The 20,729-nt window shown below is 73.0% G+C and carries 20 protein-coding genes; 9 read left to right on the top strand and 11 right to left on the bottom strand.

Annotated elements, in window-relative coordinates; translation table 11 throughout:
- Positions 1 to 41 precede the first annotated feature (41 nt).
- Positions 42 to 854 (top strand): PAQR family membrane homeostasis protein TrhA, encoded by an 813-nt coding sequence (gene trhA, locus CRP30_RS14520; protein ID WP_097184638.1) that lies wholly within the window; start codon positions 42 to 44, stop codon positions 852 to 854.
- A gap of 196 nt (positions 855 to 1,050) precedes the next feature.
- On the opposite strand, the gene CRP30_RS14515 is transcribed toward trhA, so the two are convergent.
- From CRP30_RS14515 to CRP30_RS14500, 4 genes are all read right to left on the bottom strand, one after another.
- Positions 1,051 to 2,301: a geranylgeranyl reductase family protein gene (locus tag CRP30_RS14515; protein WP_097184637.1), complete on the bottom strand. Its 1,251-nt coding sequence runs from the start codon at positions 2,299 to 2,301 to the stop codon at positions 1,051 to 1,053.
- Between the two features lie 30 nt (positions 2,302 to 2,331).
- Complete coding sequence (locus CRP30_RS14510; RefSeq protein WP_200814758.1) at positions 2,332 to 2,994, bottom strand: maleylpyruvate isomerase N-terminal domain-containing protein; 663 nt, start codon at positions 2,992 to 2,994, stop codon at positions 2,332 to 2,334.
- A 20-nt stretch (positions 2,995 to 3,014) separates the two neighbouring features.
- Entirely contained in the window at positions 3,015 to 3,614 is a 600-nt protein-coding gene (gene abmR, locus CRP30_RS14505; protein WP_097184636.1) for an ATP-binding transcription factor AbmR, read from the bottom strand.
- A gap of 98 nt (positions 3,615 to 3,712) precedes the next feature.
- Positions 3,713 to 4,240: a phosphate-starvation-inducible PsiE family protein gene (locus tag CRP30_RS14500; RefSeq protein WP_097184998.1), complete on the bottom strand. Its 528-nt coding sequence runs from the start codon at positions 4,238 to 4,240 to the stop codon at positions 3,713 to 3,715.
- A gap of 260 nt (positions 4,241 to 4,500) precedes the next feature.
- Between CRP30_RS14500 and CRP30_RS14495 the strand changes: the two genes are divergently transcribed.
- The gene (locus CRP30_RS14495) at positions 4,501 to 5,061 is read left to right on the top strand and encodes an AMIN-like domain-containing (lipo)protein (RefSeq protein ID WP_097184635.1); all 561 of its coding nucleotides are present in this window, start codon (positions 4,501 to 4,503) and stop codon (positions 5,059 to 5,061) included.
- Positions 5,062 to 5,112: 51 nt separating this feature from the next.
- Here the strand turns inward: CRP30_RS14495 and CRP30_RS14490 are convergent, their stop codons facing one another.
- Both CRP30_RS14490 and mca read right to left on the bottom strand, forming a co-directional pair.
- Positions 5,113 to 5,424 (bottom strand): hypothetical protein, encoded by a 312-nt coding sequence (locus tag CRP30_RS14490; protein ID WP_097184634.1) that lies wholly within the window; start codon positions 5,422 to 5,424, stop codon positions 5,113 to 5,115.
- On the bottom strand, positions 5,421 to 6,308 hold the full coding sequence (mca, locus tag CRP30_RS14485; RefSeq protein ID WP_097184633.1) for a mycothiol conjugate amidase Mca: 888 nt from the start codon (positions 6,306 to 6,308) through the stop codon (positions 5,421 to 5,423). Before mca ends, CRP30_RS14490 begins: the two co-directional genes overlap by 4 nt.
- A gap of 251 nt (positions 6,309 to 6,559) precedes the next feature.
- Here mca and greA point away from each other — a divergent pair, with 251 nt between their 5' ends.
- Together greA and CRP30_RS14475 are read left to right on the top strand one after the other, a co-directional pair.
- Entirely contained in the window at positions 6,560 to 7,063 is a 504-nt protein-coding gene (gene greA / locus CRP30_RS14480) for a transcription elongation factor GreA (RefSeq protein ID WP_097184632.1), read from the top strand.
- 8 nt (positions 7,064 to 7,071) lie between these two features.
- Complete coding sequence (locus CRP30_RS14475) at positions 7,072 to 7,395, top strand: RNHCP domain-containing protein (protein WP_235003414.1); 324 nt, start codon at positions 7,072 to 7,074, stop codon at positions 7,393 to 7,395.
- Between the two features lie 28 nt (positions 7,396 to 7,423).
- Here the strand turns inward: CRP30_RS14475 and CRP30_RS14470 are convergent, their stop codons facing one another.
- The 4 genes from CRP30_RS14470 to ilvA all read right to left on the bottom strand — a co-directional run bounded on the left by CRP30_RS14470 (position 7,424) and on the right by ilvA (position 12,761).
- Positions 7,424 to 9,487 carry a M3 family metallopeptidase gene (locus CRP30_RS14470; protein ID WP_097184630.1) on the bottom strand — a complete coding sequence of 688 codons (2,064 nt, stop codon included), beginning with the start codon at positions 9,485 to 9,487 and terminating at the stop codon, positions 7,424 to 7,426.
- Between the two features lie 85 nt (positions 9,488 to 9,572).
- Positions 9,573 to 10,379 carry an ABC transporter permease gene (locus CRP30_RS14465; protein WP_200814757.1) on the bottom strand — a complete coding sequence of 269 codons (807 nt, stop codon included), beginning with the start codon at positions 10,377 to 10,379 and terminating at the stop codon, positions 9,573 to 9,575.
- Complete coding sequence (locus CRP30_RS14460) at positions 10,376 to 11,389, bottom strand: ATP-binding cassette domain-containing protein (RefSeq protein WP_097184996.1); 1,014 nt, start codon at positions 11,387 to 11,389, stop codon at positions 10,376 to 10,378. The genes CRP30_RS14465 and CRP30_RS14460 overlap by 4 nt, the downstream gene beginning before the upstream one ends.
- 133 nt (positions 11,390 to 11,522) lie before the next feature.
- The gene (gene ilvA, locus CRP30_RS14455) at positions 11,523 to 12,761 is read right to left on the bottom strand and encodes a threonine ammonia-lyase (RefSeq protein ID WP_235003413.1); all 1,239 of its coding nucleotides are present in this window, start codon (positions 12,759 to 12,761) and stop codon (positions 11,523 to 11,525) included.
- Positions 12,762 to 12,915: 154 nt separating this feature from the next.
- On the opposite strand from ilvA, the gene CRP30_RS14450 reads away from it, so the two are divergent.
- The 3 genes from CRP30_RS14450 (at position 12,916) to CRP30_RS14440 (ending at position 16,968) form a co-directional block, all read left to right on the top strand.
- The gene (locus tag CRP30_RS14450; RefSeq protein ID WP_235003412.1) at positions 12,916 to 14,421 is read left to right on the top strand and encodes a sigma 54-interacting transcriptional regulator; all 1,506 of its coding nucleotides are present in this window, start codon (positions 12,916 to 12,918) and stop codon (positions 14,419 to 14,421) included.
- A 1-nt stretch (position 14,422) separates the two neighbouring features.
- Complete coding sequence (locus CRP30_RS14445; RefSeq protein WP_097184628.1) at positions 14,423 to 16,408, top strand: VWA domain-containing protein; 1,986 nt, start codon at positions 14,423 to 14,425, stop codon at positions 16,406 to 16,408.
- An 80-nt stretch (positions 16,409 to 16,488) separates the two neighbouring features.
- A complete protein-coding gene (locus CRP30_RS14440; protein ID WP_097184627.1) occupies positions 16,489 to 16,968 on the top strand; it encodes a GNAT family N-acetyltransferase in 480 nt (159 codons plus the stop codon).
- Here CRP30_RS14440 and CRP30_RS14435 read toward each other — a convergent pair.
- Positions 16,937 to 18,298 carry a DUF2252 domain-containing protein gene (locus CRP30_RS14435; protein WP_200814756.1) on the bottom strand — a complete coding sequence of 454 codons (1,362 nt, stop codon included), beginning with the start codon at positions 18,296 to 18,298 and terminating at the stop codon, positions 16,937 to 16,939. The two genes, CRP30_RS14440 and CRP30_RS14435, sit on opposite strands and share 32 nt — an antisense overlap.
- 67 nt (positions 18,299 to 18,365) lie before the next feature.
- On the opposite strand from CRP30_RS14435, the gene CRP30_RS14430 reads away from it, so the two are divergent.
- Positions 18,366 to 19,388: an SGNH/GDSL hydrolase family protein gene (locus tag CRP30_RS14430; protein WP_097184626.1), complete on the top strand. Its 1,023-nt coding sequence runs from the start codon at positions 18,366 to 18,368 to the stop codon at positions 19,386 to 19,388.
- Positions 19,389 to 19,485: 97 nt separating this feature from the next.
- Positions 19,486 to 20,706 carry an acetyl-CoA C-acetyltransferase gene (locus CRP30_RS14425; RefSeq protein WP_097184625.1) on the top strand — a complete coding sequence of 407 codons (1,221 nt, stop codon included), beginning with the start codon at positions 19,486 to 19,488 and terminating at the stop codon, positions 20,704 to 20,706.
- Positions 20,707 to 20,729: the final 23 nt, after the last annotated feature.

Below are 20,729 nucleotides of genomic sequence, written 5' to 3'. Positions count from 1 at the left end.
TCGAGATGACGGCGCTACCTACGGGTCCGTAACCTCGGTGCATGAGCCTTGCTCCCGACGAACGCGCGCAGGTCCGGGTGCAGGCCGACAGCGCCGAGATCGATGCCCCGCTCGGCGAGGCCGTGGCCACCGTCCGCGAGGAGGGCGAGCAGGTCGAGCGGACCTGGACCGCCACCGACTTCGCCGACGGCGACTGGGAGCACCCCGACACCCGGCCGCGCATGCGGGGCTGGCTGCACCTCTTCGCCTTCTTCGGGTCGATCGTCGCCGGAGCCGTGCTGGTGCCGCTGGCCTCGGTGCAGGGCGCGCGGGCCGGCTTCTCGGTGGCGATCTACTGCGTGACCATCCTCGGGCTGTTCGGCGTCAGCGCGCTCTACCACCGCCGCCGCTGGTCACCGCGCGGCTGGAAGATCATGAAGCGGCTCGACCACTCGATGATCTTCCTGTTCATCGCCGGCACCTACACGCCCTTCGCGCTGATGGCGATGGACGAGGTCACCGGGTTCTGGGTCCTCGTCGGGGTCTGGGCAGGCGCGCTGGCCGGCGTCACCCTCAAGCTCAGCTGGCCGACGGCGCCCCGCTGGGTGGGCGTCCCGCTCTACATCGGCCTGGGCTGGGTCGCGGTCTTCGTCCTCACCGACATCCTGCACTTCGCCGGCGTCGCCTCGATGGTGCTGCTGGCCGTCGGCGGCCTGTTCTACACGGTCGGCGGCGTGGCCTACGGGATCAAGAAGCCCAACCCCTGGCCGGGCACCTTCGGCTACCACGAGGTCTTCCACGCCATGACCATCGTGGCCGCGATCTGCCACTACATCGCCGTCTACTTCGCGATGTACAACAGCCCTTTCGTCTGACTCCGTCAGACGACCGCGGCCAGGAGCCGTTCCATGACACTGCGGTCCTCCGGACCGCACCGCGGCCAGGAGCCGTGCCCCTGACGCGCTGAGCCCTTCCCGTCGTCACTCGGAGGAGCCTCCGGCCCCCCGCTCCCGACGACACGACGTCCGGTCCGCGTTCGGGGACCCTCCGGGCCCCGCTCACGCGAACCGCTCAGCTGAACGGGGGGCGGCCGTCCAACTTCAGTGAGCCCTTTCCCGCCAGGCGCCAGGCCCGGGCGACGACGTCGCGGTCGGACTCGTCCACCAGGTTGCCCATCACCCGCAGCGCCACGGTCATGAGCGAGCGGGACCGCATGCCGACCGGACCCGCCGCCGGCAGGAAGCGCGGGACCGTCAACAGACCCGCCAGCCGCCGCGCGATGGAGAACGCCTCGCCATAGTGCCGGCGCAGGACGGCGGGCCAGGCGGTCGTCCAGTCGTCCTCACCGAGCAGCTCGACGATCGAGCGCCCGGTCTCCAGCCCGTAGTCGATGCCCTCGCCGTTGAGCGGGTTCACGCAGCCGGCAGCGTCCCCGATGAGGGCCCAGTTGCGGCCGGCCACGCCGGAGACCGCGCCGCCCATCGGCAGCAGCGCCGAGGCGACGTCCCGGACCGGGCCGTCCAGCTCCCACTCCTCGCGTCGCGTCTCCGCGTAGAACTCCAGCAGCGACTTCAGCTGCACCCCGGCCGGCCGACGGGACGTCGCCAGCGTGCCGACGCCCAGGTTGACCTCGCCCGCCGCGCGCCCGAGCGGGAAGACCCAGCCGTATCCCGAGAGCAGCTCCCCCTCGGTCCCGCGCAGCTCGAGGTGGGAGGAGATCCACTCGTCGTCGCTGCGGCCCGAACGGATGTAGCTCCGGGCCGCGACGCCGTAGGCGGTGTCCCGGTGCCACTCACGGCCCAGCACCCGGCCCAGGGGGGACCGCACTCCGTCGGCCACGACGAGGTGACGGCAGCCGACGGTCGCCCGGGTGTCGTCGGCCAGCTCGAAGACCACGCCGGACACCCGGTCGCCGTCGCGCTCGACGTCCACCGCGCGCGCCCCGTCGAGAGCCACGGCCCCCGAGTCGAGGGCCACCTCACGGATCCGGGCGTCCAGCTCGGTGCGCGGCACCGCGCTGCCGTGGTCCGGAAACTCCCCGCCCGGCCAGGGCAGCTCCCACTCCTGCCCGAACCCAGCGGCACGCAGCCCACGGTTCCGGGCGTGCCCGCGCACCCAGTCGCCCAGGCCCAGGCGGTCCAGCTCGGCGATCGCGCGGGGTGTGAGGCCGTCGCCACAGGTCTTGTCGCGGGGGAACACGGCCGCATCCGCCAGGACGACGTCCCGACCCGACCGGGCCGCCCAGGCCGCGGCCGCGGAGCCGGCCGGGCCGGCGCCCACCACCAGGACGTCGGTGGCTACAGGGACGGCATCGACGGGCACGTGCCCAGTGTCCCAGGTGGGCGGAGGCGCTCAGCCGAACAGCGGGAACGCCTCCGCGTCGTCGCCCAGCTCGGTCCGGTCGGCGTCGGTGAGCGGCTCCCGGCCGGTGCCGCGCCGAGCTGCGGTGACGTCGTCCCAGCCGGTCGGCAACGGACGGCCCAGCAGGCCCTCGAGCACCCGCCGGACCTCGCCGAGGGGCTGCTCCCCCGGACCCGGCCGCCCCAGGTGGGCGACGAGGTCCAGGTGGTGGACCGCGGCCTCCACGACGAGCGTCGACAGCAGGTCGTCCACCGCCAGTACGTGCCCCTGGGTCCGCACCGGCTCGTCCGGCCGCACCCGCCCCGCGGAGACGAGGACCGCGTCGGTCGTGTCGCTGTACGCCCGAACCAGGTCCGCGTACGGGAGCCCGGTGCTGGCTGCCGCCCGGGTGCGCCGCAGGTCCTCGTCGTCACCGGCCGCCGGCGGGCGCCAGCCGCGCCAGTACGTGACCCGGTCCGTGTCGGCCGGCCCAGGCGCCGGGCTGGACAGCGCGACGAGCGCCCGACGGGCGTCCCCGAGCAGGTGGTGGCCCAGGTCGACCGGCGTCCAGCCGCGGCATCCGGTCGGCGCCCACTGCTCCTCCTCGGAGAGCGCGGACAGCGCCTCGGAGAGGTCGCCGTAGGCGATCCGCAGGAGGTCCAGGGGCCCGGGCACGCGCCGGAGCCTGCCAGAGGTCAGCCGACGTCGGGTCCCCGGCCGCGGACCTCCTCCACCGACGCCATGGCCTCCCGGAGCTGGGTCAGCCAGTCCTCGGTGTGCCGGCCGACCAGCCGGACCGCCCAGACCAGCGCCTCCGACCGCGACCGGGCCACGCCCGCGTCGACCAGCGTGTCCAGGACCAGCCGCTCGCGCTGCCGCAACCTGGTCATGACCGGCATCGAGAGGTTGGTGAACACCTCGCGCTCGTCGCCGCAGGCAGCTCCCCAGGCCACCGAGCGGCCGTACCGCTCCTGGGCGGCGTCGGCGATCGCCATGCGCTGCTCGCGGGTCTCCTCGCGGAAGCGGGCGATCCGCCCCGACCGTGCGGCAGCCGGGTCGCCCTCTCCCGCGTCCGGCTCGGGGAGCGTGCCGACGACGGTGATCTCGTCGCGGTCGATGGTCAGCTCGACCGGGCCGGTGAACCAGCTGTCCGGCAGCCGACCGGCGAACCAGCCGGCGACCTCCGCCCTCTCCACCGGCGGAGGGGCGTCGGCGGCGCGGCCACCGGGCCCTCTCCCGCGACCGCGGCGGAACCCGGGCCCGAACGGGGCATCGGCGAATCGGTGGGCGTGCATGGCGACCTCCCGTGGTCTGCGTTGATTACACGCTTACACGGTAGAAGAATCATCACTCGACGGAAAGGGACTCCGCTGCGCCGAGAGCGGACAGGGGGTCAGCGGTCCGCGCGGTGCGGAGTGGCGTCGCCCTCGTCGGGCTCGCGCTCCTTGCGCCGCAGCAGGAAGGACGTGACGCCCAGGAGGACGACGAGGACGCCGAGCAGCCCGATCTCCACGATCCGGTCGTCGAACTCCGCGCCCTTGCCCAGCGCGCTGGCCGCCTCGACCGACAGCACGACGATCTCCTTGATCGACGCGATGATCCCGACGAGGAGGAACGGCTCGGCGACCAGTTCGCGCTTCTCCACGGTCGTGCGGACGGCGAAGAGCAGCTCGACGACGATGAAGACCAGCAGCAGGATGTCGAGCACCTCGAGCAGCGGCTTCTGGGAGAAGTCCGAGACCAGGCCCCACGAGGTCTTGGCGGCGACCGCGAGCAGGACGAACGCCGAACCGACCAGGAAGACCGCGATCCCGCCGTAGATGAGGTTCTCGGCCACTTCGAGGACGCGTGTGCCGACCCGGCTGAAACCGGGCGGACGGACGTCGTCCTCGGGGTCGTCGCTCCGCTGCTTGGTGGCCATGCGCGTGATCATGTCCGATCCACGCGGCGGCGGCGCCCGGGAGCGACCCGTTCTCACCCTCCGTGGCGGCCTCTTGCGCTTGTGCACTCCTGACAAGCTGACCCGGCTCCACGAGCCGTGTTGCTGGGCATAACCCGACGCGCAAAAGGCCGCTGTTCAGCGATGATGGACATGAGCTGCCCCTGGTGCCCTCCGGCGTGTCGGCGGACTCTTGGCCTCAGCGCCCAGCCCGGCGCATTCCCCGTCAGGAGGCATCCGCCATGACACGAAAGCCAGCCCGTCTCCTCGCTCTCGCCGTCACGACCGTGACGGCCGCCGTCGTGGGCGCCGTACCGGCGCAGGCCGCGGAGCCCTATTGCGGCATCACCTGGGGGTCGCTCGCGAAAGCCGCCGACGACTCGGACGCCGAGGTGGTGACGAGGGTCCGGGCGGGGCGGCACGCCTGCTTCGACCGCCTGGTCATCGACCTCGGCGGCCACGACGCGACCTTCGGCTCCTACGCGGTCGAGTACGTGCCGCTCGTCCGGCAGGACGGTTCAGGTGCGGACGTCCCGGTGCGCGGAGCGGCCGACCTGCAGGTGGTCGTGAAGGCTCCCGCCTACCGGGACGGGACCCCGACCTTCGAGCCCGTGGACCGCCAGGAGGTCGTCGACGTCTCCGGCTACTCGACGTTCCGGCAGGTGGCCTGGGCCAACACCTACGAGGGTCGGACCACGCTGGCCCTCGGCGTCCGGGCCCGGCTGCCGTTCCGGGTGTTCTCGCTCGCCGGGACGGCGTCCACCGGCCCCCGGCTCGTGATCGACGTGGCGCACGCCTGGTAGGCGCGCACGGGCCGCCGTCCCCGTGGTGCACGGGGACGGCGGCCCCGCCGATCAGCCGGCCGACGGGTCCTGGGGTCGGTCGTCCCGTCGCGGCGGCTCGATGGCCAGCGGTGCCCGGCGGAGCTCGTCGAGCACCTGCTGGCCCGGCTGCGGCTCGAAGAGCTCCGCGGGGGTGTCCGGGACATCCGCGCCGGGCTCGGGCGGGTCGAAGGTCGGCGGGATGCGCTTGAGGTGCGTGGTCATCGATCGGACGAGGAACGCCACGGCGATGAGCAGGACGACGGTGAGCAGCAGGCCGAGCGGACCGGACTTGCCGACGTCCTCGGGGGCCTGCTGGGCCAGCAGACCGGCCAGGTCGGTCATCGCACACCCACCTCACTGCGGATCCCGGAGAACAGATCGTCCTCCGGAACCGGGACGTCGACCAGGGTGCGGGCCAGCTCGTAGTCCTCGGTCGGCCAGATCTGCTGCTGCGTGTCGATCGGGCAGGCGAACCAGCGGCCCTCGGGATCGATCTGCGTGGCGTGCGCGATCAGCGCGGCGTCGCGCACCGGGAAGTACTCCGCACAGGGCACCCGCGTGGTCACCCGGTGGGAGATGTCGTGCGCCGGGTCCCAGTTCGCCAGCCACTCCGCGTAGGGCGACTCCGCGCCGGTGGCGAGGATGGCCTCATGGAGCGCCTTCGTGCGGGGCAGCGTGAAGCTCATGTGGTAGTAGAGCTTGCTCGGCTGCCAGGGCTCGCCCAGCTCCGGATAGCGGTCCGGGTCGCCGGCGGCCTCGAAGGCGTGCACCGAGATCTCGTGGGTCTTGATGTGGTCGGGGTGCGGGTATCCGCCACGCTCGTCGTAGGTCGTGATCACCTGCGGCCGGAACCGGCGGATCAGCGCCACCAGCGGCGCGGCCGCCTCCTCGATGGGGACGAGCGCGAAGCAGCCGTCCGGCAGCGGGGGCAGGGGGTCGCCCTCGGGCAGGCCGGAGTCGACGAAGCCCAGGAACTCCTGCTCGACGCCGAGGATCTCGCGAGCGCGGGCCATCTCCTCGACCCGGATCTGGGGCAGTCGCTCCCAGACCTCCGGGCGGTCCATGGCCGGGTTGAGGACGGAGCCCCGTTCGCCGCCGGTGCAGGTCGCGACGAGGACGCGGGCACCCTCGGCGACGTACTTCGCCATGGTGGCTGCGCCCTTGCTCGACTCGTCGTCCGGATGTGCGTGCACGGCGAGCAGGCGCAACTGGTCGGGGGAGGTCACCCGCCCATTGTCACCCGCGAGGGCACGCGAGCGGTGGGCGCCCGTGCCGTGCGGCCGGGGAAGTGCCTGCTCGTGCACCCGGTCGGGGGAGGGATGTGGCGCAGCTCACCGAGCGGTCCGATACCGTTCCGCATCCCGGGCGGCCTGCGCAGCCTGGCCTCCGGCCTCCGGGCCGGTGTTAGCTTGGAGGATCGACGCAGCGGCCGCACCGTCCTGGGGCGGCCATCCCCGAGTGCCAGGAGTGCCCCTACGTGTCCACCCCCACTGACGAGCAGGACCAGGGCGTCTGGCTGACGCAGGAGGCCCACGACCGGCTCAAGGCCGAGCTCGACAGGCTGGTGGCCGGGCGGCCGGCGATGTCTGCGGAGATCAACGCCCGCCGCGAGGAGGGCGACCTCAAGGAGAACGGCGGCTACCACGCGGCGAAGGACGAGCAGGGCAAGCAGGAGGCCCGCATCCGCCAGCTGACCGACCTGCTGCGCAAGGCGCGGGTCGGTGCCGCGCCCACGACGGCGACCAACGCCGCGCTGGGCACCGTCATCACCATCAAGTTCGCCGGCGACGACGACACCGAGAAGTTCCTGCTCGGCTCGCGCGAGATCGCCGGGACGACGGACCTCGCGGTCTACTCGCCGGAGTCCGCCCTCGGCTCGGCGATCATGGGTGCCGCTCCCGGCGCCTCGGTGACGTACAAGGCGCCGAACGGCCGCGACATCACCGTCGAGGTCGTGGCCGTCGAGCCCTTCGTCCCCTGACCGGACCGGTGGGCGCGCGCTCCCGGCAGGCGGAGAACACCGGCTTCGCCTGCGTCCACTGCACGGCACCCGTACCGGCCAACACCGACGGGCACTACCGCAACCACTGCCCGTACTGCCTGTGGTCGCTGCACGTCGACGACCTGCCCGGCGACCGCGCCAGCGAGTGCCGGCAGCCGATGGAGCCGATCGGGCTGGTGGAGAAGTCGGGCAAGGGCTGGCAGGTGGTGCACCGCTGCACGGCGTGCGGCCACCGCCAGCCCAACCGGCTGGTCCGCGACGGCGAGAGCCCCGACGACCTCGACCTGGTGCTGTCCCTCCCCTGGCTGTGACACCGGCGATCCCCCGGGCCGCCGCTCGTCACGACGCCGGCGCGAGCCCCCGGCGCCTGAGCAGTGGCCGCGGGTCGGCGTCGCGGCCGCGGACGGCGCGGAAGGCGGCGAGCGGGTCGACCGAGCCACCCACCGCGAGCAGCTTCGAACGGAAGGCCTCGCCGTTCTCCCGGCGCAGGCCACCGTTCTCCTTGAACCACTCCACGGTGTCGGCGTCGAGGACCTCCGACCAGATGTAGGAGTAGTAGCCGGCCGCGTAACCGCCGGCGAAGACGTGCTGGAAGTACGTCGTCCGGTACCGCGGCGGGACGAGCGCGGACGCGACCCCGGCAGCGGCCAGCGCCTGCTGCTCGAAGGCGACCGGGTCGCCGATCTCGGTCTCCGGCGTGACGCGGTGCCAGGCCTGGTCGAGCAGCGTGGCGGCCAGGTACTCCAGCGTCGCGAAGCCCTCCCCCCACAGCTGGGCGGCGTCGATCGCCTCGACCGCCGACCGCGGGAGGGACTCCCCGGTCTCGACGTGCCGGGCGTAGTTGCCGAGGATCTCCGGCCACAGCGCCCACATCTCGTTCACCTGGCTGGGGAACTCGACGAAGTCCCGGGGCACGGCGGTGCCGGAGAACCGCGGGTAGGTGACCGCCGAGCTCAGCCCGTGCAGCGCGTGCCCGAACTCGTGGAAGAGGGTGTTGACCTCGTCGAGGGTCAGCAGCGTCGGCTGGCCGTCCGGGGCGCGGGACACGTTGAGGTTGTTGACGACGACCGGCGCGGTCCCGAGCAGGCGGGACTGACGGACGAAGGAACTCATCCAGGCGCCACCGCGCTTGCCCTCGCGGGCGAAGAAGTCGCCGAGGTACAGACCGACGGACCCGCCGGACGCGTCGCCGACCTCCCACACGCGGACGTCGGGGTGGTAGCCGGCCAGGTCGGGGCGGGCCGTGAACCGGTACCCGTAGAGCAGCTCCGCCGCGTGGAACACCCCGTCGACCAGGACGCGGTCCAGCTCGAAGTAGGGGCGCAGCGCGGCGGTGTCGACGGCGTAGCGCTCGGCCCGGACCTGCTCGCTGTAGAACGCCCAGTCCCAGGCCGCCAGCTCGACACCGTCCCGTCCGGCCGCCTCGCGCAGCACCGCCGCCTCCGCCTCCGCGTTGGCCACGGACGCCGGCACCATCGAGGCGAGCATCGCGTCGACGGCCGCGGTGGTGCGCGCGGTGGAGTCGGCCAGCACGAGGTCGGCGTGGGTGTCGAACCCCAGCAGCCGGGCCCGCTCCGCGCGCAGGGTCGCGATCCGGGCGGCCACCGGCCGGTTGTCGTGCTCCCCCGCCGACGCGCGGCCCAGCGACGCCTCGAAGACCCGCCGCCGCAGCTCCCGGTTCCGCAGCTTGGCGAGCAACGGCTGACCGGTCGGCAGCAGCAGCGCCAGGAGATAGCCGTCGACGCCGCGGTCGCCGGCAGCGGTCTCCGCCCCGGCGATCTCGGCGTCGGACAGGCCGTCCAGCTCGGCCCGGTCGGTCACCCGGACGGCGGCCGCCTCGGTGGCCAGCTGGAGGTTCTGGCCGAACGTCGTCGCGAGCGTCGACAGCTCCTGGTTGAGCTCGGTCAGGCGGGCCCGGCCGGTTCCGTCGAGCTGGGCACCGGCCAGCACGAAGTCGAGGTGGTAGCGCTCGACGAGGCGGACGCTCTCGTCGTCGAGCCCGCTGTCGTGGCGGGCGGCGTGCACGGCGTCGATGCGGGCGAACAGGGCCGGGTCCAGCCGGATCGCGTCGTCGTGCGCCGCCTCCAGCGGGGCGATCTCCCGCTCGATCTCGCGCAGGCGGGGCGTCGACACCGACGACGTCAGGTTGCCGAAGACGCTCCAGGCGCGGACCAGCAGCGCCCCCGACCGCTCCATGGCGACGACCGTGTTCTCGAAGGTGGGCGGCTCGGCCGAGCCGACGACAGCCGCGACCTCGGCCCGCTGCTCGGCCATGCCCGCCAGCAGCGCCTCCCGGCAGTGCTCGGCGGAGATGTCGCCGAACGGCGGCAGCCGGAACGGCAGCTCGGAGACGTCGAGCAGCGGGTTGTCAGCGGACACGGCGAGGGGCACGGGAGCAGTCATCGTCGACCATCCTGCGCCCCCCGCCCGGCCCCGCTGCAGGGGCCCGCGCCGAGCGAGCGAGGCGTGGGGGCAGCGGGGTCCTTCGTCAGCGGCCGGCGGTGCGGCGGTAGGTGCGCACCGACAGCGGCACGAAGACGGCCAGGAACACGGCCACCCAGATGAACACGTAGAGCACCGGGTTCTGCAGCGCCCAGCCGTCCGGCTCCGGCGCGCCGGGCACGACGTTGCCGAACAGCTCCCGGGCGCCCTGGACCACCGCGGACACCGGGTTCCACTCCGCGAACGTCTTGAGCACGGACGGGAAGCCGTCGATGGGCACGAACGTGTTCGCGATGAAGGTGATCGGGAAGATCACGATGAAGCTCGCGTTGTTGACGACCTCCGGGGTGCGGACGAGCAGTCCGACGAACGCCATCACCCAGGACATCGCGTAGGCGAACGTCAGGAGCAGCAGCACCCCGAGGACCGCCTCGCCGATCGAGGTGTGGATCCGCCACCCGACGACGAACCCGGTGATCATCATGACGGCGATCGTCAGGACGTTCATCAAGGTGTCGGCGAGCGTCCGCCCGACCAGCACCGCCGACCGCGCCATGGGCAGCGACCGGAAGCGGTCGATGAGGCCCTTCTGCAGGTCCTCCGCCAGGCTGGCGCCGGTGATCGTGCTCCCGAAGATCACCGTCTGGGCGAAGATGCCCGGCAGCAGGAACTCGGCGTAGCTCAGCCCGCCGGGCACGGGGATCGCGCTGCCGAAGACGTAGCGGAACAGCAGCACGAACATGATCGGCGACAGGGTCGCGAAGACGATCAGGTCGGGCACCCGCTTGACCTTGATCAGGTTGCGCCGGGTGATCGTCAGACTGTCCGAGACGGACATGGCCAGGCTGGTCATCGGGCGCTCCCTGCGGTGGGTGCCGGCTCGCGACCGGTCGTCGTCGTGTCTGCATCGGCGGCCGCCGCGTCCTCGGTCGCGTGACCGGTGAGGGTGAGGAACACGTCGTCGAGATCGGGACGGCGCAGGCCGACGTCGAGGATCTCCACCCCGCTGCCCTCCAGCAGCCGCAGCGCTTCGGCGAGCACCTCGGTCCCGCCCCGCACCGGCAGGCTGAGCCGCCGGCTCTGCTCGTCCGACCGGGGCTCGTCGACAGCCAGCGGACGCAGTCGCCGGGTGGCCTCGGCGAGATCCACCGCCCTGGCGAGCGTGAACTCCAGCCGCTGACCACCGACCTGCGCCTTCAGGTCGTCGCCCGTCCCACGGGCGATCACCGTGCCGCGGTCGATCACGACCATGCGGTCGGCCAGCCGGTCGGCCTCCTCCAGGTACTGCGTGGTGAGCAGGATGGTCGTCCCGCCGTCGGACAGCTCGGCGATGAATTCCCACATGGCCAGCCGGCTGCGCGGGTCCAGGCCCGTGGTCGGCTCGTCGAGGAACAGCACCCGGGGGCGGTTGATCAGCGAGGCGGCGATGTCGAGCCGCCGTCGCATGCCACCCGAGTAGGTCTTGGCCGGCCGGCCGGCCGCGTCCACGAGGTCGAACCGCTCCAGCAGCTCACCCGCCCGCTGCCGGGCCTCGGCCCTGGGCAGGTGGTAGAGCCGGCCCACCATCTCGAGGTTCTCGAAGCCGGTCAGGTACTCGTCGACGGCGGCGTACTGGCCGGTGAGCCCGATGGACGCGCGCACGGCGTCCGCGTCGCGCACCACGTCCAGGCCCATCACCTCCGCCCGTCCCGCGTCGGCGAGGAGCAACGTGGTGAGGATCCGCACCACCGTCGTCTTCCCCGCGCCGTTCGGGCCGAGGAGCCCGAGCACCGAGCCCTCGGCAACGGTCAGGTCCACTCCGTCGAGCGCGGTGGTGGCGGCGTACCGCTTCACCAGCCCCTCGACCACGATCGCGTCGGTCATGAGGGCCACGCTAGGGACGGACGGTGACAGTTCTTGACCGCTTCTCGCGGTCGACGGACAGGGATCTGCCGGTTCGGGGGCACGGCAGGGAGGACGGCGACGACACCGGGAACTCATCGGTTCCCGGTGGCCGTCACTCCGGGGTGACGGAGTACCCGGCCCGCGTCAGGGCCGCCACCACCTCAGCTGCGTGGTCCGGGCCGCGGGTCTCCAGGACGACGAAGATCTCCACCTCGCCGACGTGCAGCCCGGAGCCGGTGCGCTCGTGCTCCACCTCGAGCACGTTGGCCCCGACCGCCGCGAGCTCGGCCAGCACGCCGGCGAGCGACCCCGGACGGTCGGGGACCTGCAGACGCAGCGACAGGTACCGCCCCGCCGCCGCCATGCCGTGCTGGACGACCTTGAGCAGGAGGACGGGGTCGATGTTGCCGCCGGACACGACGGCCACCACGGGCGGCGCGAACGCCTCCGGGTCGGCCAGCACGGCGGCCACCGCCGCCACCCCGGCGGGTTCGACGACCAGCTTGGCGCGCTCCAGGCAGAAGAGCAGCGCGCGGGAGAGGTCCTCCTCGCTGACCGTCCGCACCTCGTCGACCAGTCCCCGTACGTGGGCGAGGGTCAGGTCACCGGGCGCCGCGACCGCGATCCCGTCGGCCATGGTCGCCATCGCCGGCAGCGCCACCGGACGCCCCTCCGCGAGCGACCCCGGCAGCGCCGCCGCCATCTCGGCCTGCACCGCCACGACCCGGACGTCGGGACGTCGGGCCTTCACCGCCGCGGCCACGCCCGAGACCAGCCCCCCACCTCCCGCGCAGACGACCACGGTTGCGACGTCGGGGCACTGGTCGAGCACCTCGAGGCCGACCGTGCCCTGCCCGGCGATGACGTCGGCGTGCTCGAAGGGGTGGATGAACACCGAGCCGGTCCGCTCCGCGTGCTCTGCGGCGGCGACCAGCGCCTCGGTCAGCGTCGGGCCGCCCAGCCGGACCTCCGCCCCGTAGGAGCGGGTGGCCTCGACCTTCGGCAACGGCGCCGACTCCGGCATGAAGACGGTCGCCGAGCAGCCCAGCAGCCGGGCGGCCAGGGCGACCCCCTGCGCGTGATTGCCCGCGCTCGCGGCGACCACGCCGCGGGCACGCTCGGCGTCGGTCAGTCGCGCGATGCGCGTGTAGGCACCGCGGATCTTGAACGACCCGGTGCGCTGCAGGTTCTCGCACTTGAGCCACACCGGACCGCCCACCCGGTCGGCCAGGCCGCGGGAGTGCCACAGCGGCGTGTGCCGGACGACGTCGACGAGCAGACCCGCCGCGGCCTCGACCTCGGCGCCGCTGACCAGTGGCGGCTGAGCGGTGGACACCTCGGGACCGGACACGCCGTGATCATCGCAAAGACGACGTCGTCCTCCCGGACGACACCGCGGCCACGTGCCGTCCCCAGTACGAGGAACCGCTGATCGTGCTCCCGTCGGGACCCTCCGGGCCCGCGACGGGTCCACGAACGCGCGTGATCGTCGTACCGTGGTCGAGGTGACGGAACCGGCCACCCCAGCCACCCCTTCCCCCTCCCCCACGACGCTCGGCGACCTGCGCGCCGGCGGAGCCTCCTACCGCCCCGTGAAGGCCGAGCTCCGCAGCAACCTCCTCGCCCGCCTGGGCGCCGGACAGCCGAGCCTGCCCGGCATGGTCGGGTTCGAGGACACCGTGCTCCCCGAGGTGGAGCGCGCCCTCATCGCCGGCCACGACCTCGTCCTGCTCGGCGAGCGCGGTCAAGGCAAGACGCGGCTCATCCGGACCCTCGTCGGGCTGCTCGACGAGTGGACCCCGGTCCTGGTCGGCAGCGAGCTCAACGAGCACCCGCTGCACCCGATCTCGGTGTGGGCGCACCGGCAGATCGCCGAGCACGGCGACGCCACCCCCGTCGGCTGGCTGCACCGCAGCGAGCGCTTCGGGGAGAAGCTCGCCACCCCCGACACCAGCGTCGGGGACCTCATCGGCGACGTCGACCCGATCAAGGTCGCCGAAGGTCGCACCCTGGGCGACCCGGAGACCGTCCACTACGGGCTGGTCCCGCGCACCAATCGCGGCATCTTCAGCGTCAACGAGCTGCCGGACCTCGCCGAGCGGATCCAGGTCGCCCTGCTCAACGTGCTCGAGGAGCGCGACATCCAGATCCGCGGCTACCGGGTCCGGCTGCCCCTCGACCTGCTCCTGGTGGCCAGCGCCAACCCCGAGGACTACACCAACCGCGGCCGGATCATCACCCCGCTGAAGGACCGCTTCGGCGCCGAGGTCCGCACCCACTACCCGATCGAGCTCGACGACGAGATCCGCCTGCTGCACCAGGAGGCGCAGACCAGCTGGACCGGGCGGGAAGGTGGAGGAGACACCGGGCGGGCGGGTGGAGGAGACACTTCGGCCGGCTCCGGCTTCGACCTGCCGATCGTGCCCGAGCACCTGGTCGAGATCGTCGCCCGCTTCACCCGGCTGGTCCGCGAGTCCAGCCACGTCGACCAGCGGTCCGGCGTCAGCGCCCGGTTCGCCATCGCCGGTCTGGAGACGATCACCGCGTCCGCCGTCCGGCGGGCCGCCATCGCCGGCGAAACCCGGCCGGTGGCGCGGGTGGTCGACCTGCCCAGCGTCGTCCCGGCGAGCCGCGGCAAGGTCGAGTTCGCCGACGCCGGCTCCGACCCGGACGACGAGCGGGAGCTGGAGGTGCTCGAGCACCTGCTGCGGCAGGCGACCGCGCAGACCTTCCGCGCCCGGTGCGCGGGCCTGGACCTGACCGGCCTGCAGGAGCACTTCACCGGCGGCGAGACCGTCGAGTCGGGCGAGCTGGTGCCCGCCCCGGCCCTGCTGGGCCAGCTCGGGACGATCCCGAAGCTGGCCGAGCTGCTGGGCCGGCTCGGCGTGCCGGAGGGCGAGCAGTCCGCGGAGCAGGCCGCGGCCGCGGTGGAGTTCGCCCTCGAGGGGCTCTATCTCACCCGCCGGCTGGCCAAGGACACCGACGGCACCCGCACGGTCTACGGGGCCTGAGATGACCGGGAGACGCCCTCGCGGCTACCGGTACGGCCAGTGGCACGGTGGCCCTGACCCGCTGGCGCCGCCCTACGACCTGGGCAACGCCGTCGACGAGATCGGCGACTCGGTCCTGGGCGGCAGCGGTGTGCGCGAGGCCCTGCGCGAGCTCCTCCGGCGGGGGACGGAGGGGCGGCGCGGCCTCGACGAGCTCCGCCGCTCGGTGCGCGAGCGGCTGCGCAACGCCCGGACGGCCGGGCGGATGGACGGCACGCTCGAGGAGGTCCGCGAGCTGCTCGACCGCGCGCTGGACGCCGAGAAGCGGGAGCTGTTCCCCGACCCGGACGACGCGGCGCGGTTGGCCGAGGCGGAACTGGAGGCGATCCCCGAGGACACGGCGGGGGCCGTACGGGCGCTCAAGGAGTACCCGTGGCGCTCACCCGAGGCGCGGCAGGCCTACGAGCAGATCCAGGACCTGCTCCGCCGCGAGGTGCTGGACAGCTCGTTCGCCTCGATGAAGCAGGCGCTGGAGAACGCCGGTGAGCAGGACATCCAGGCGGTCAAGGACATGGTCGCCGACCTGTCCCAGCTCATCGACGCGCACAACCGCGGCGAGGACACCGACGAGCGCTTCCACGAGTTCATGGACGAGCACGGCCAGTTCTTCCCGGACGACCCGCAGTCGATCGAGGAGCTGATCGACTCCCTCGCCCGCCGCGCCGCCGCCCAGGAGCGGATGATGGCCGGCCTCTCACCCGAGCAGCGGGCCGAGCTGTCGGACCTGATGGCCCAGACCATGTCCGACATGGGGCTGGCCAGCGAGATGTCGCACCTGCAGGACGCGCTCCGGCAGGCCCGGCCGGACCTGCCGTGGGGCCAGCGCGGGCAGGTGCCCGACGGCGAGCAGTCGCTCGGGATGGGCGACGCCACCAGCGCCGTCGCCGAGCTGGCCGACCTCGAGGCGCTGTCCAGCCAGCTCTCGCAGGGATACGCCGGCGCATCCCTGGCCGACATCGACGAGGAGCTCCTCGAACGGGCCCTCGGCCGACCGGCCGTCGACGACCTCGCGGCGCTGCGGCAGCTGGAGCGCGAGCTCGAGCGGCAGGGCTTCCTCAACCGGACGGACGGGAAGCTGGAGCTCTCGCCCAAGGCGGTGCGCCGGCTCGGCGCCACCGCCCTGCGCCGGGTGTTCGCCACGCTGGACGCCACCGGGCGCGGGGAGCACGACGTCGCCGACGCCGGCGCCGCCGGGGAGCTCACCGGCGGCTCGCGGGAGTGGCGGTTCGGCGACGAGCAGCCGCTCGACGTCGTCCGGACGGTCAAGAACGCCGTCCTGCGGACGGCCGGCGAGCCCCGGGTGGAGGGACAGCGACGGGTCCGCATCGGCGTCGAGGACTTCGAGGTCGTGGAGACCGAGCGCCGCACCGGCGCGGCGGTCGCCCTGCTGGTCGACCTCTCCTACTCGATGGCGCTGCGCGGCACCTGGGGGGCGGCGAAGTCGACGGCGATGGCGCTGCACTCGCTGGTCACCACCCGCTTCCCGCAGGACGCCATCCAGATCATCGGCTTCTCCTCCACCGCCCAGGTGCTGCGGCCGGAGACCCTCGCCGAGCTGTCCGTCGACACGCTGCAGGGCACCAACCTGCAGCACGGGCTGATGCTGGCGCGGCGCTTCCTCGCCCACCACCGGGACGCCGAGCCGGTCGTCCTGGTCGTCACCGACGGCGAGCCCACGGCCCACCTGGAGGACGACGGGACGCCGTTCTTCTGCTGGCCGCCGATGCCCGAGACCATCGCCCGGACCGTCGCCGAGCTCGAGCGCGTCGCCCGTACCGGAGCCACGGTCAACGTGTTCGCCCTCGATCCCGATCCGGGTCTCATCCACTTCGTCCACGACCTCACGCAGCGGGCAGGTGGGCGGGTGTTCGAGCCGGACGCCGACCGGCTCGGCGAGTACGTGGTGGCCGACTACCTCCGTGTCCGCCGCGGCCGACGGGCGCGGTGAGGACCCCCGGCCCCCCACCAACTCGCACGCTCGCGGCGGGACCCCGCAGCGGGGCCAGGACCGCCCGGGAGACTGGCCGCATGACCACGCCGTTCTCCGGGACCGTCGACGAGGTCCCGGCCGAGGAGACGTACGCGCTGCGTCGCGCCGTCCTGCGGCCGGACGGCGGCGACGTCGTCTGGGCCGGCGACGAGGACCCGGCCACGTTCCACCTCGCCGCCCGCACACCCGACGGTCACGTGGTGGGCGTGGTCCGGTTCTCCCCTGCCCCGTGCCCGTGGCGGGCGGCGGCGCACCCGTGGCAGCTGCGCGGGATGGCCACCGACCCCGCTCTGCGCGGCGGCGGGTCCGGACGGGCGGTGCTCGCCGCGGGCCTGGCCGCCGTGTCGGCCCGGGGCGGTGACCTGGTGTGGTGCGACGCCCGGCTGTCCGCCGCCGGCTTCTACGTACGGACGGGGTTCACCGTGGTGACCCCCGAGCCGTACGACAAGCCGGGCATCGGACCGCACGTCGGCATGCTGATCGAGCTCAGTGGAGCGGGTGCGAACCGCTCGAGCTGATCCCCGGGATCGCACCGGCACGGAACGCGTCGACGAAGAGCCGGTGGTCCTCCTGCGCCTGCCGGGCGTAGCCGTGGGCGAACTCGACCATGTCGGCCACGAAGTCCTCCCGCCGGTCGCCGATCATCGCGATGAGGGCCTCTTCGGTCTGGAACGGGACGAGCGTGTGGTCGCTGTCGGCGTCGCCCACGCAGTGCAGCTTCGCCGTCGCGCGGCCCAGCTGCGCCATCACCGGCGCGATCTCCTCGGGCTCGGTGAGGTCCTCCCAGTCGAGGTCCACCTCGTACGGGGACAGCTCGGCCACCAGGAACCCCCGGCCGCCGATCTCCGTCCAGCCGAGGAACTGGGAGGCGTTGGCCTGCAGCGCCCGCTGGCTCAGGGCCGTCCGGTGTCCCTCGTTCTCGAAGTACCGGCGGATCTCCGGGTCGGTCACGATGCGGCTGGGCGCCGGCACGTTGCCCTGCTTCAGCGACAGGACGACATCGTTCTCCAGGGCCTGGTCGTATCCCTCGAGGAGCACGTTGTAGGCCGGCAGCCCGGCGCTGCCGATGCCGAAGCCGCCGGTGCCGACGACGTCCTTCACGTCGTAGGCCACGTCGCGGCGCCGCCGAGGTGGGTTCACCGTCTGCCGGTAGCGGTCGAGAGCCGCCATCACCTCGGCCCGCTCCTCGTCGTCCAGGCGCCGGTTGCGGGGGCTGTCGGCGAACCGGCGCTCGTAGTGCTCCACCACGGTGAGCCGGTCCAGCAGGCCCAGCCGGGTGCGCGCGGTCGTCTCGAGCACCGCGTCGTGCACCGCACCCTCGGTGTTCTCCCGCAGCAGGGCGAAGGAGCGGTCCTCGTCGGACCGGTTGAACGCCTCCGCCTGGTCCAGGTAGGCGGTCAGGAAGGTCCGCAGCAGCGACGCGATGACGTCGTCCCCGAGCGCCTTGCGCCAGGCCAGCAGGGCGAAGCTCGCGGCGAACCGGCGGATGTCCCAGCTGAGGTGGCCCAGGTACGCCTCGTCGAAGTCGTTGACGTCGAACACGATCCGTCCGGCGCCGTCCATGTAGGTGCCGAAGTTCTCCGCGTGCAGGTCACCCTGGATCCACACGCGCGACGTCCGCTCGTCGCTCCAGCGGTCCTCGGTCGTCGCCATGTCGGCGTAGAACAGACAGGCACTGCCCCGGTAGAAGGCGAACGGATCGGCGGCCATCTTGCGGAACTTCGTCCGGAAGGCGTCCGCGTCGGCTGCCATCAGATCGGCGAACGCCTCGACCAGGACGTCGACGATGAGCTGCCCCCGTTCGCTCAGTTCTGTGGAATGGGTCACACCTGCGAGTGATTGGGCCACAGGAGCAACCGTAAGGGGCCGATAACCTGCCTACCGGGAACGGACCGGGCATCGGAGCGGAGGACCAGTGACGCGCACAGCGACGGCACGACGGTTGGCCGCCGCCACTGCCTACGGCAGCGGCAGCGTCGCCCTCGGCGGCGCGGCGCTCGTCGCCCTGCTCCGCGAGGAGGCCCGCGCCGCCCGCCGGAACATCGAGTCCCGCACCGACAAGGCGGGGCCGCCGTCGGGCGACGGCATCTACGGCCGCGGGCGGGGCAAGCCCCTCGTGTTCACGGTCCTGGGCGACTCCAGCGCCGTCGGCCTCGGCGTCGAGCGCTCCTCCCAGACGCCGGGCGTCCTGATCGCCGCCGCGCTCACCGAGCTGGCCGAGCGTCCGGTCCGGCTGGTCCGCCTCGCGGTCTCCGGTGCACGCTCGCCCGACCTGGACGCACAGGTGGACAAGGCGCTGGTCGAGCAGCCCGACGTCGCGCTGATCATGATCGGCGCCAACGACGTCACCAGCCGCACCCGCCCGGCGGTGTCCGTCCGGCACCTCGCGGACGCCGTGCGGCGCCTCACCGCCGCCGGGTGCGAGGTCGTCGTGGGGACCTGCCCCGACCTGGGGACGATCCGGCCGATCGCCCAGCCGCTGCGCACCCTCGCCCGGCGCTGGAGCCGGCAGATGGCCGCCGCGCAGACCGTCGCCGTGGTCGAGGCCGGCGGGCGCACCGTCTCGCTGGGCTCGGTCCTCGGACCGGCCTTCGCCTCCGACCACGACATGTTCAGCGTCGACGAGTTCCACCCGAGCGCGCACGGCTACGCACAGGCCGCCTCGGTGCTGCTGCCGTCGGTGGCCGACGCCGTCGGTGTCTGGCCCGCCTCCGCCGACCGCGGCGTGCGTCCCATCCGGCGGGGCACCGTGCGGCCGATCGAGAAGGCCGCGGCGCGGGCCGCGAGCCGGACGGGGACCGAGGTCCAGCCGGCCGAGGTGAGCGGGTCCGACACCGGCCCGTGGGGCGCATGGGCGCTGCTGAGGCGTCGGCGTCCCCCGGAGATCCCGACCCCGGAGCAGGCGCAGGAGTCGGCGGAGGCCTCGGTCACCGCGTGACCAGGGGACGCCGCCGGGTCCGTTACCGCGGAGTAGTTTCGAGGTCGACCCGTCGCCGGGAACCCCCGCCCGGCGCACACCTCATCGTGGAGGACCCATGCCCGAAGCCGTCATCGTCGCCACCGCCCGCTCCCCCATCGGTCGCGCGTTCAAGGGGTCCCTCAAGGACCTGCGCCCCGACGACCTGACCGCGACCATCGTCCGCGCGGCGCTGGACAAGGTGCCCGCGCTCGACCCGCGCGACATCGACGACCTGATGCTGGGCTGCGGCCTCCCCGGCGGCGAGCAGGGCTACAACATGGGCCGCGTCGTCAGCGTGCTGCTCGGCATGGACCACCTGCCCGGCACGACGATCACCCGCTACTGCTCCTCATCGCTGCAGACCACCCGCATGGCGCTGCACGCCATCAAGGCCGGCGAGGGCGACGTGTTCATCTCCGCGGGCGTGGAGATGGTGTCCCGCTTCGTGAAGGGCAACAGCGACGGCCTCCCGGACACCAAGAACCCTGTGTTCGCCGACGCCGAGACCCGCGGGGCGAAGGTCGCCGAGAGCGGGGCCGACTCGTGGACCGACCCGCGCGAGAACGGCGACGTCCCGGACATCTACATCGCCATGGGCCAGACGGCGGAGAACCTGGCGCTGATCAAGGACGTCTCGCGCCAGGAGATGGACGAGTTCGCCGCCCGCAGCCAGAACCTGGCCGAGGAAGCGATCAACAACGGCTTCTGGGAGCGGGAGATCACCCCGGTCACCACCCCGGACGGCACCGTCGTCAGCAAGGACGACGGCCCTCGCGCCGGCACGACCGTCGAGGCCCTCTCCCAGCTCAAGCCGGTCTTCCGACCCGACGGCCGCGCGACCGCGGGCAACGCCTGTCCCCTCAACGACGGCGCCGCCGCGGTGGTCGTCATGAGCGACACCAAGGCCGCCGAGCTGGGCCTGACCCCGCTGGCCCGCATCGTCTCCACCGCGGTCACCGGCCTCTCGCCGGAGATCATGGGCTACGGCCCGGTCGACGCCTCCAGGCTCGCGCTGCAGCGGGCCGGCATGACCATCGACGACATCGACCTCGTGGAGATCAACGAGGCCTTCGCCGCGCAGGTGATCCCCAGCTACCGCGACCTGGACATCGACATCGACAAGCTCAACGTGCACGGCGGCGCCATCGCCGTGGGCCACCCCTTCGGCATGACCGGCGCGCGCATCACCGGGACGCTGATCAACGGCCTGCAGACCCGGGACAAGACCTTCGGCCTGGAGACCATGTGCGTGGGCGGCGGCATGGGCATGGCGATGGTGCTCGAGCGCCTCAGCTGAGAGCCCGCCGCGCCCGACAGCGG

Origin of the sequence: Blastococcus haudaquaticus (assembly GCF_900230285.1) — a bacterium.
Lineage (GTDB): Bacteria > Actinomycetota > Actinomycetes > Mycobacteriales > Geodermatophilaceae > Blastococcus_B > Blastococcus_B haudaquaticus.
This window is presented reverse-complemented; position numbering and strand designations above follow the sequence as displayed.

Bases quoted from the DNA above. Each gene is read 5' to 3' on its own strand.
- trhA (WP_097184638.1), top strand. From the start codon at position 42: ATGAGCCTTGCTCCCGACGAACGCGCGCAGGTCCGGGTGCAGGCCGAC.
- abmR (WP_097184636.1), bottom strand. From the start codon at position 3,614: ATGCACGCCCACCGATTCGCCGATGCCCCGTTCGGGCCCGGGTTCCGC.
- CRP30_RS14500 (WP_097184998.1), bottom strand. From the start codon at position 4,240: ATGGCCACCAAGCAGCGGAGCGACGACCCCGAGGACGACGTCCGTCCG.
- CRP30_RS14495 (WP_097184635.1), top strand. From the start codon at position 4,501: ATGACACGAAAGCCAGCCCGTCTCCTCGCTCTCGCCGTCACGACCGTG.
- CRP30_RS14490 (WP_097184634.1), bottom strand. From the start codon at position 5,424: ATGACCGACCTGGCCGGTCTGCTGGCCCAGCAGGCCCCCGAGGACGTC.
- CRP30_RS14470 (WP_097184630.1), bottom strand. From the start codon at position 9,487: ATGACTGCTCCCGTGCCCCTCGCCGTGTCCGCTGACAACCCGCTGCTC.
- CRP30_RS14465 (WP_200814757.1), bottom strand. From the start codon at position 10,379: ATGACCAGCCTGGCCATGTCCGTCTCGGACAGTCTGACGATCACCCGG.
- CRP30_RS14460 (WP_097184996.1), bottom strand. From the start codon at position 11,389: ATGACCGACGCGATCGTGGTCGAGGGGCTGGTGAAGCGGTACGCCGCC.
- CRP30_RS14445 (WP_097184628.1), top strand. From the start codon at position 14,423: ATGACCGGGAGACGCCCTCGCGGCTACCGGTACGGCCAGTGGCACGGT.
- CRP30_RS14440 (WP_097184627.1), top strand. From the start codon at position 16,489: ATGACCACGCCGTTCTCCGGGACCGTCGACGAGGTCCCGGCCGAGGAG.
- CRP30_RS14425 (WP_097184625.1), top strand. From the start codon at position 19,486: ATGCCCGAAGCCGTCATCGTCGCCACCGCCCGCTCCCCCATCGGTCGC.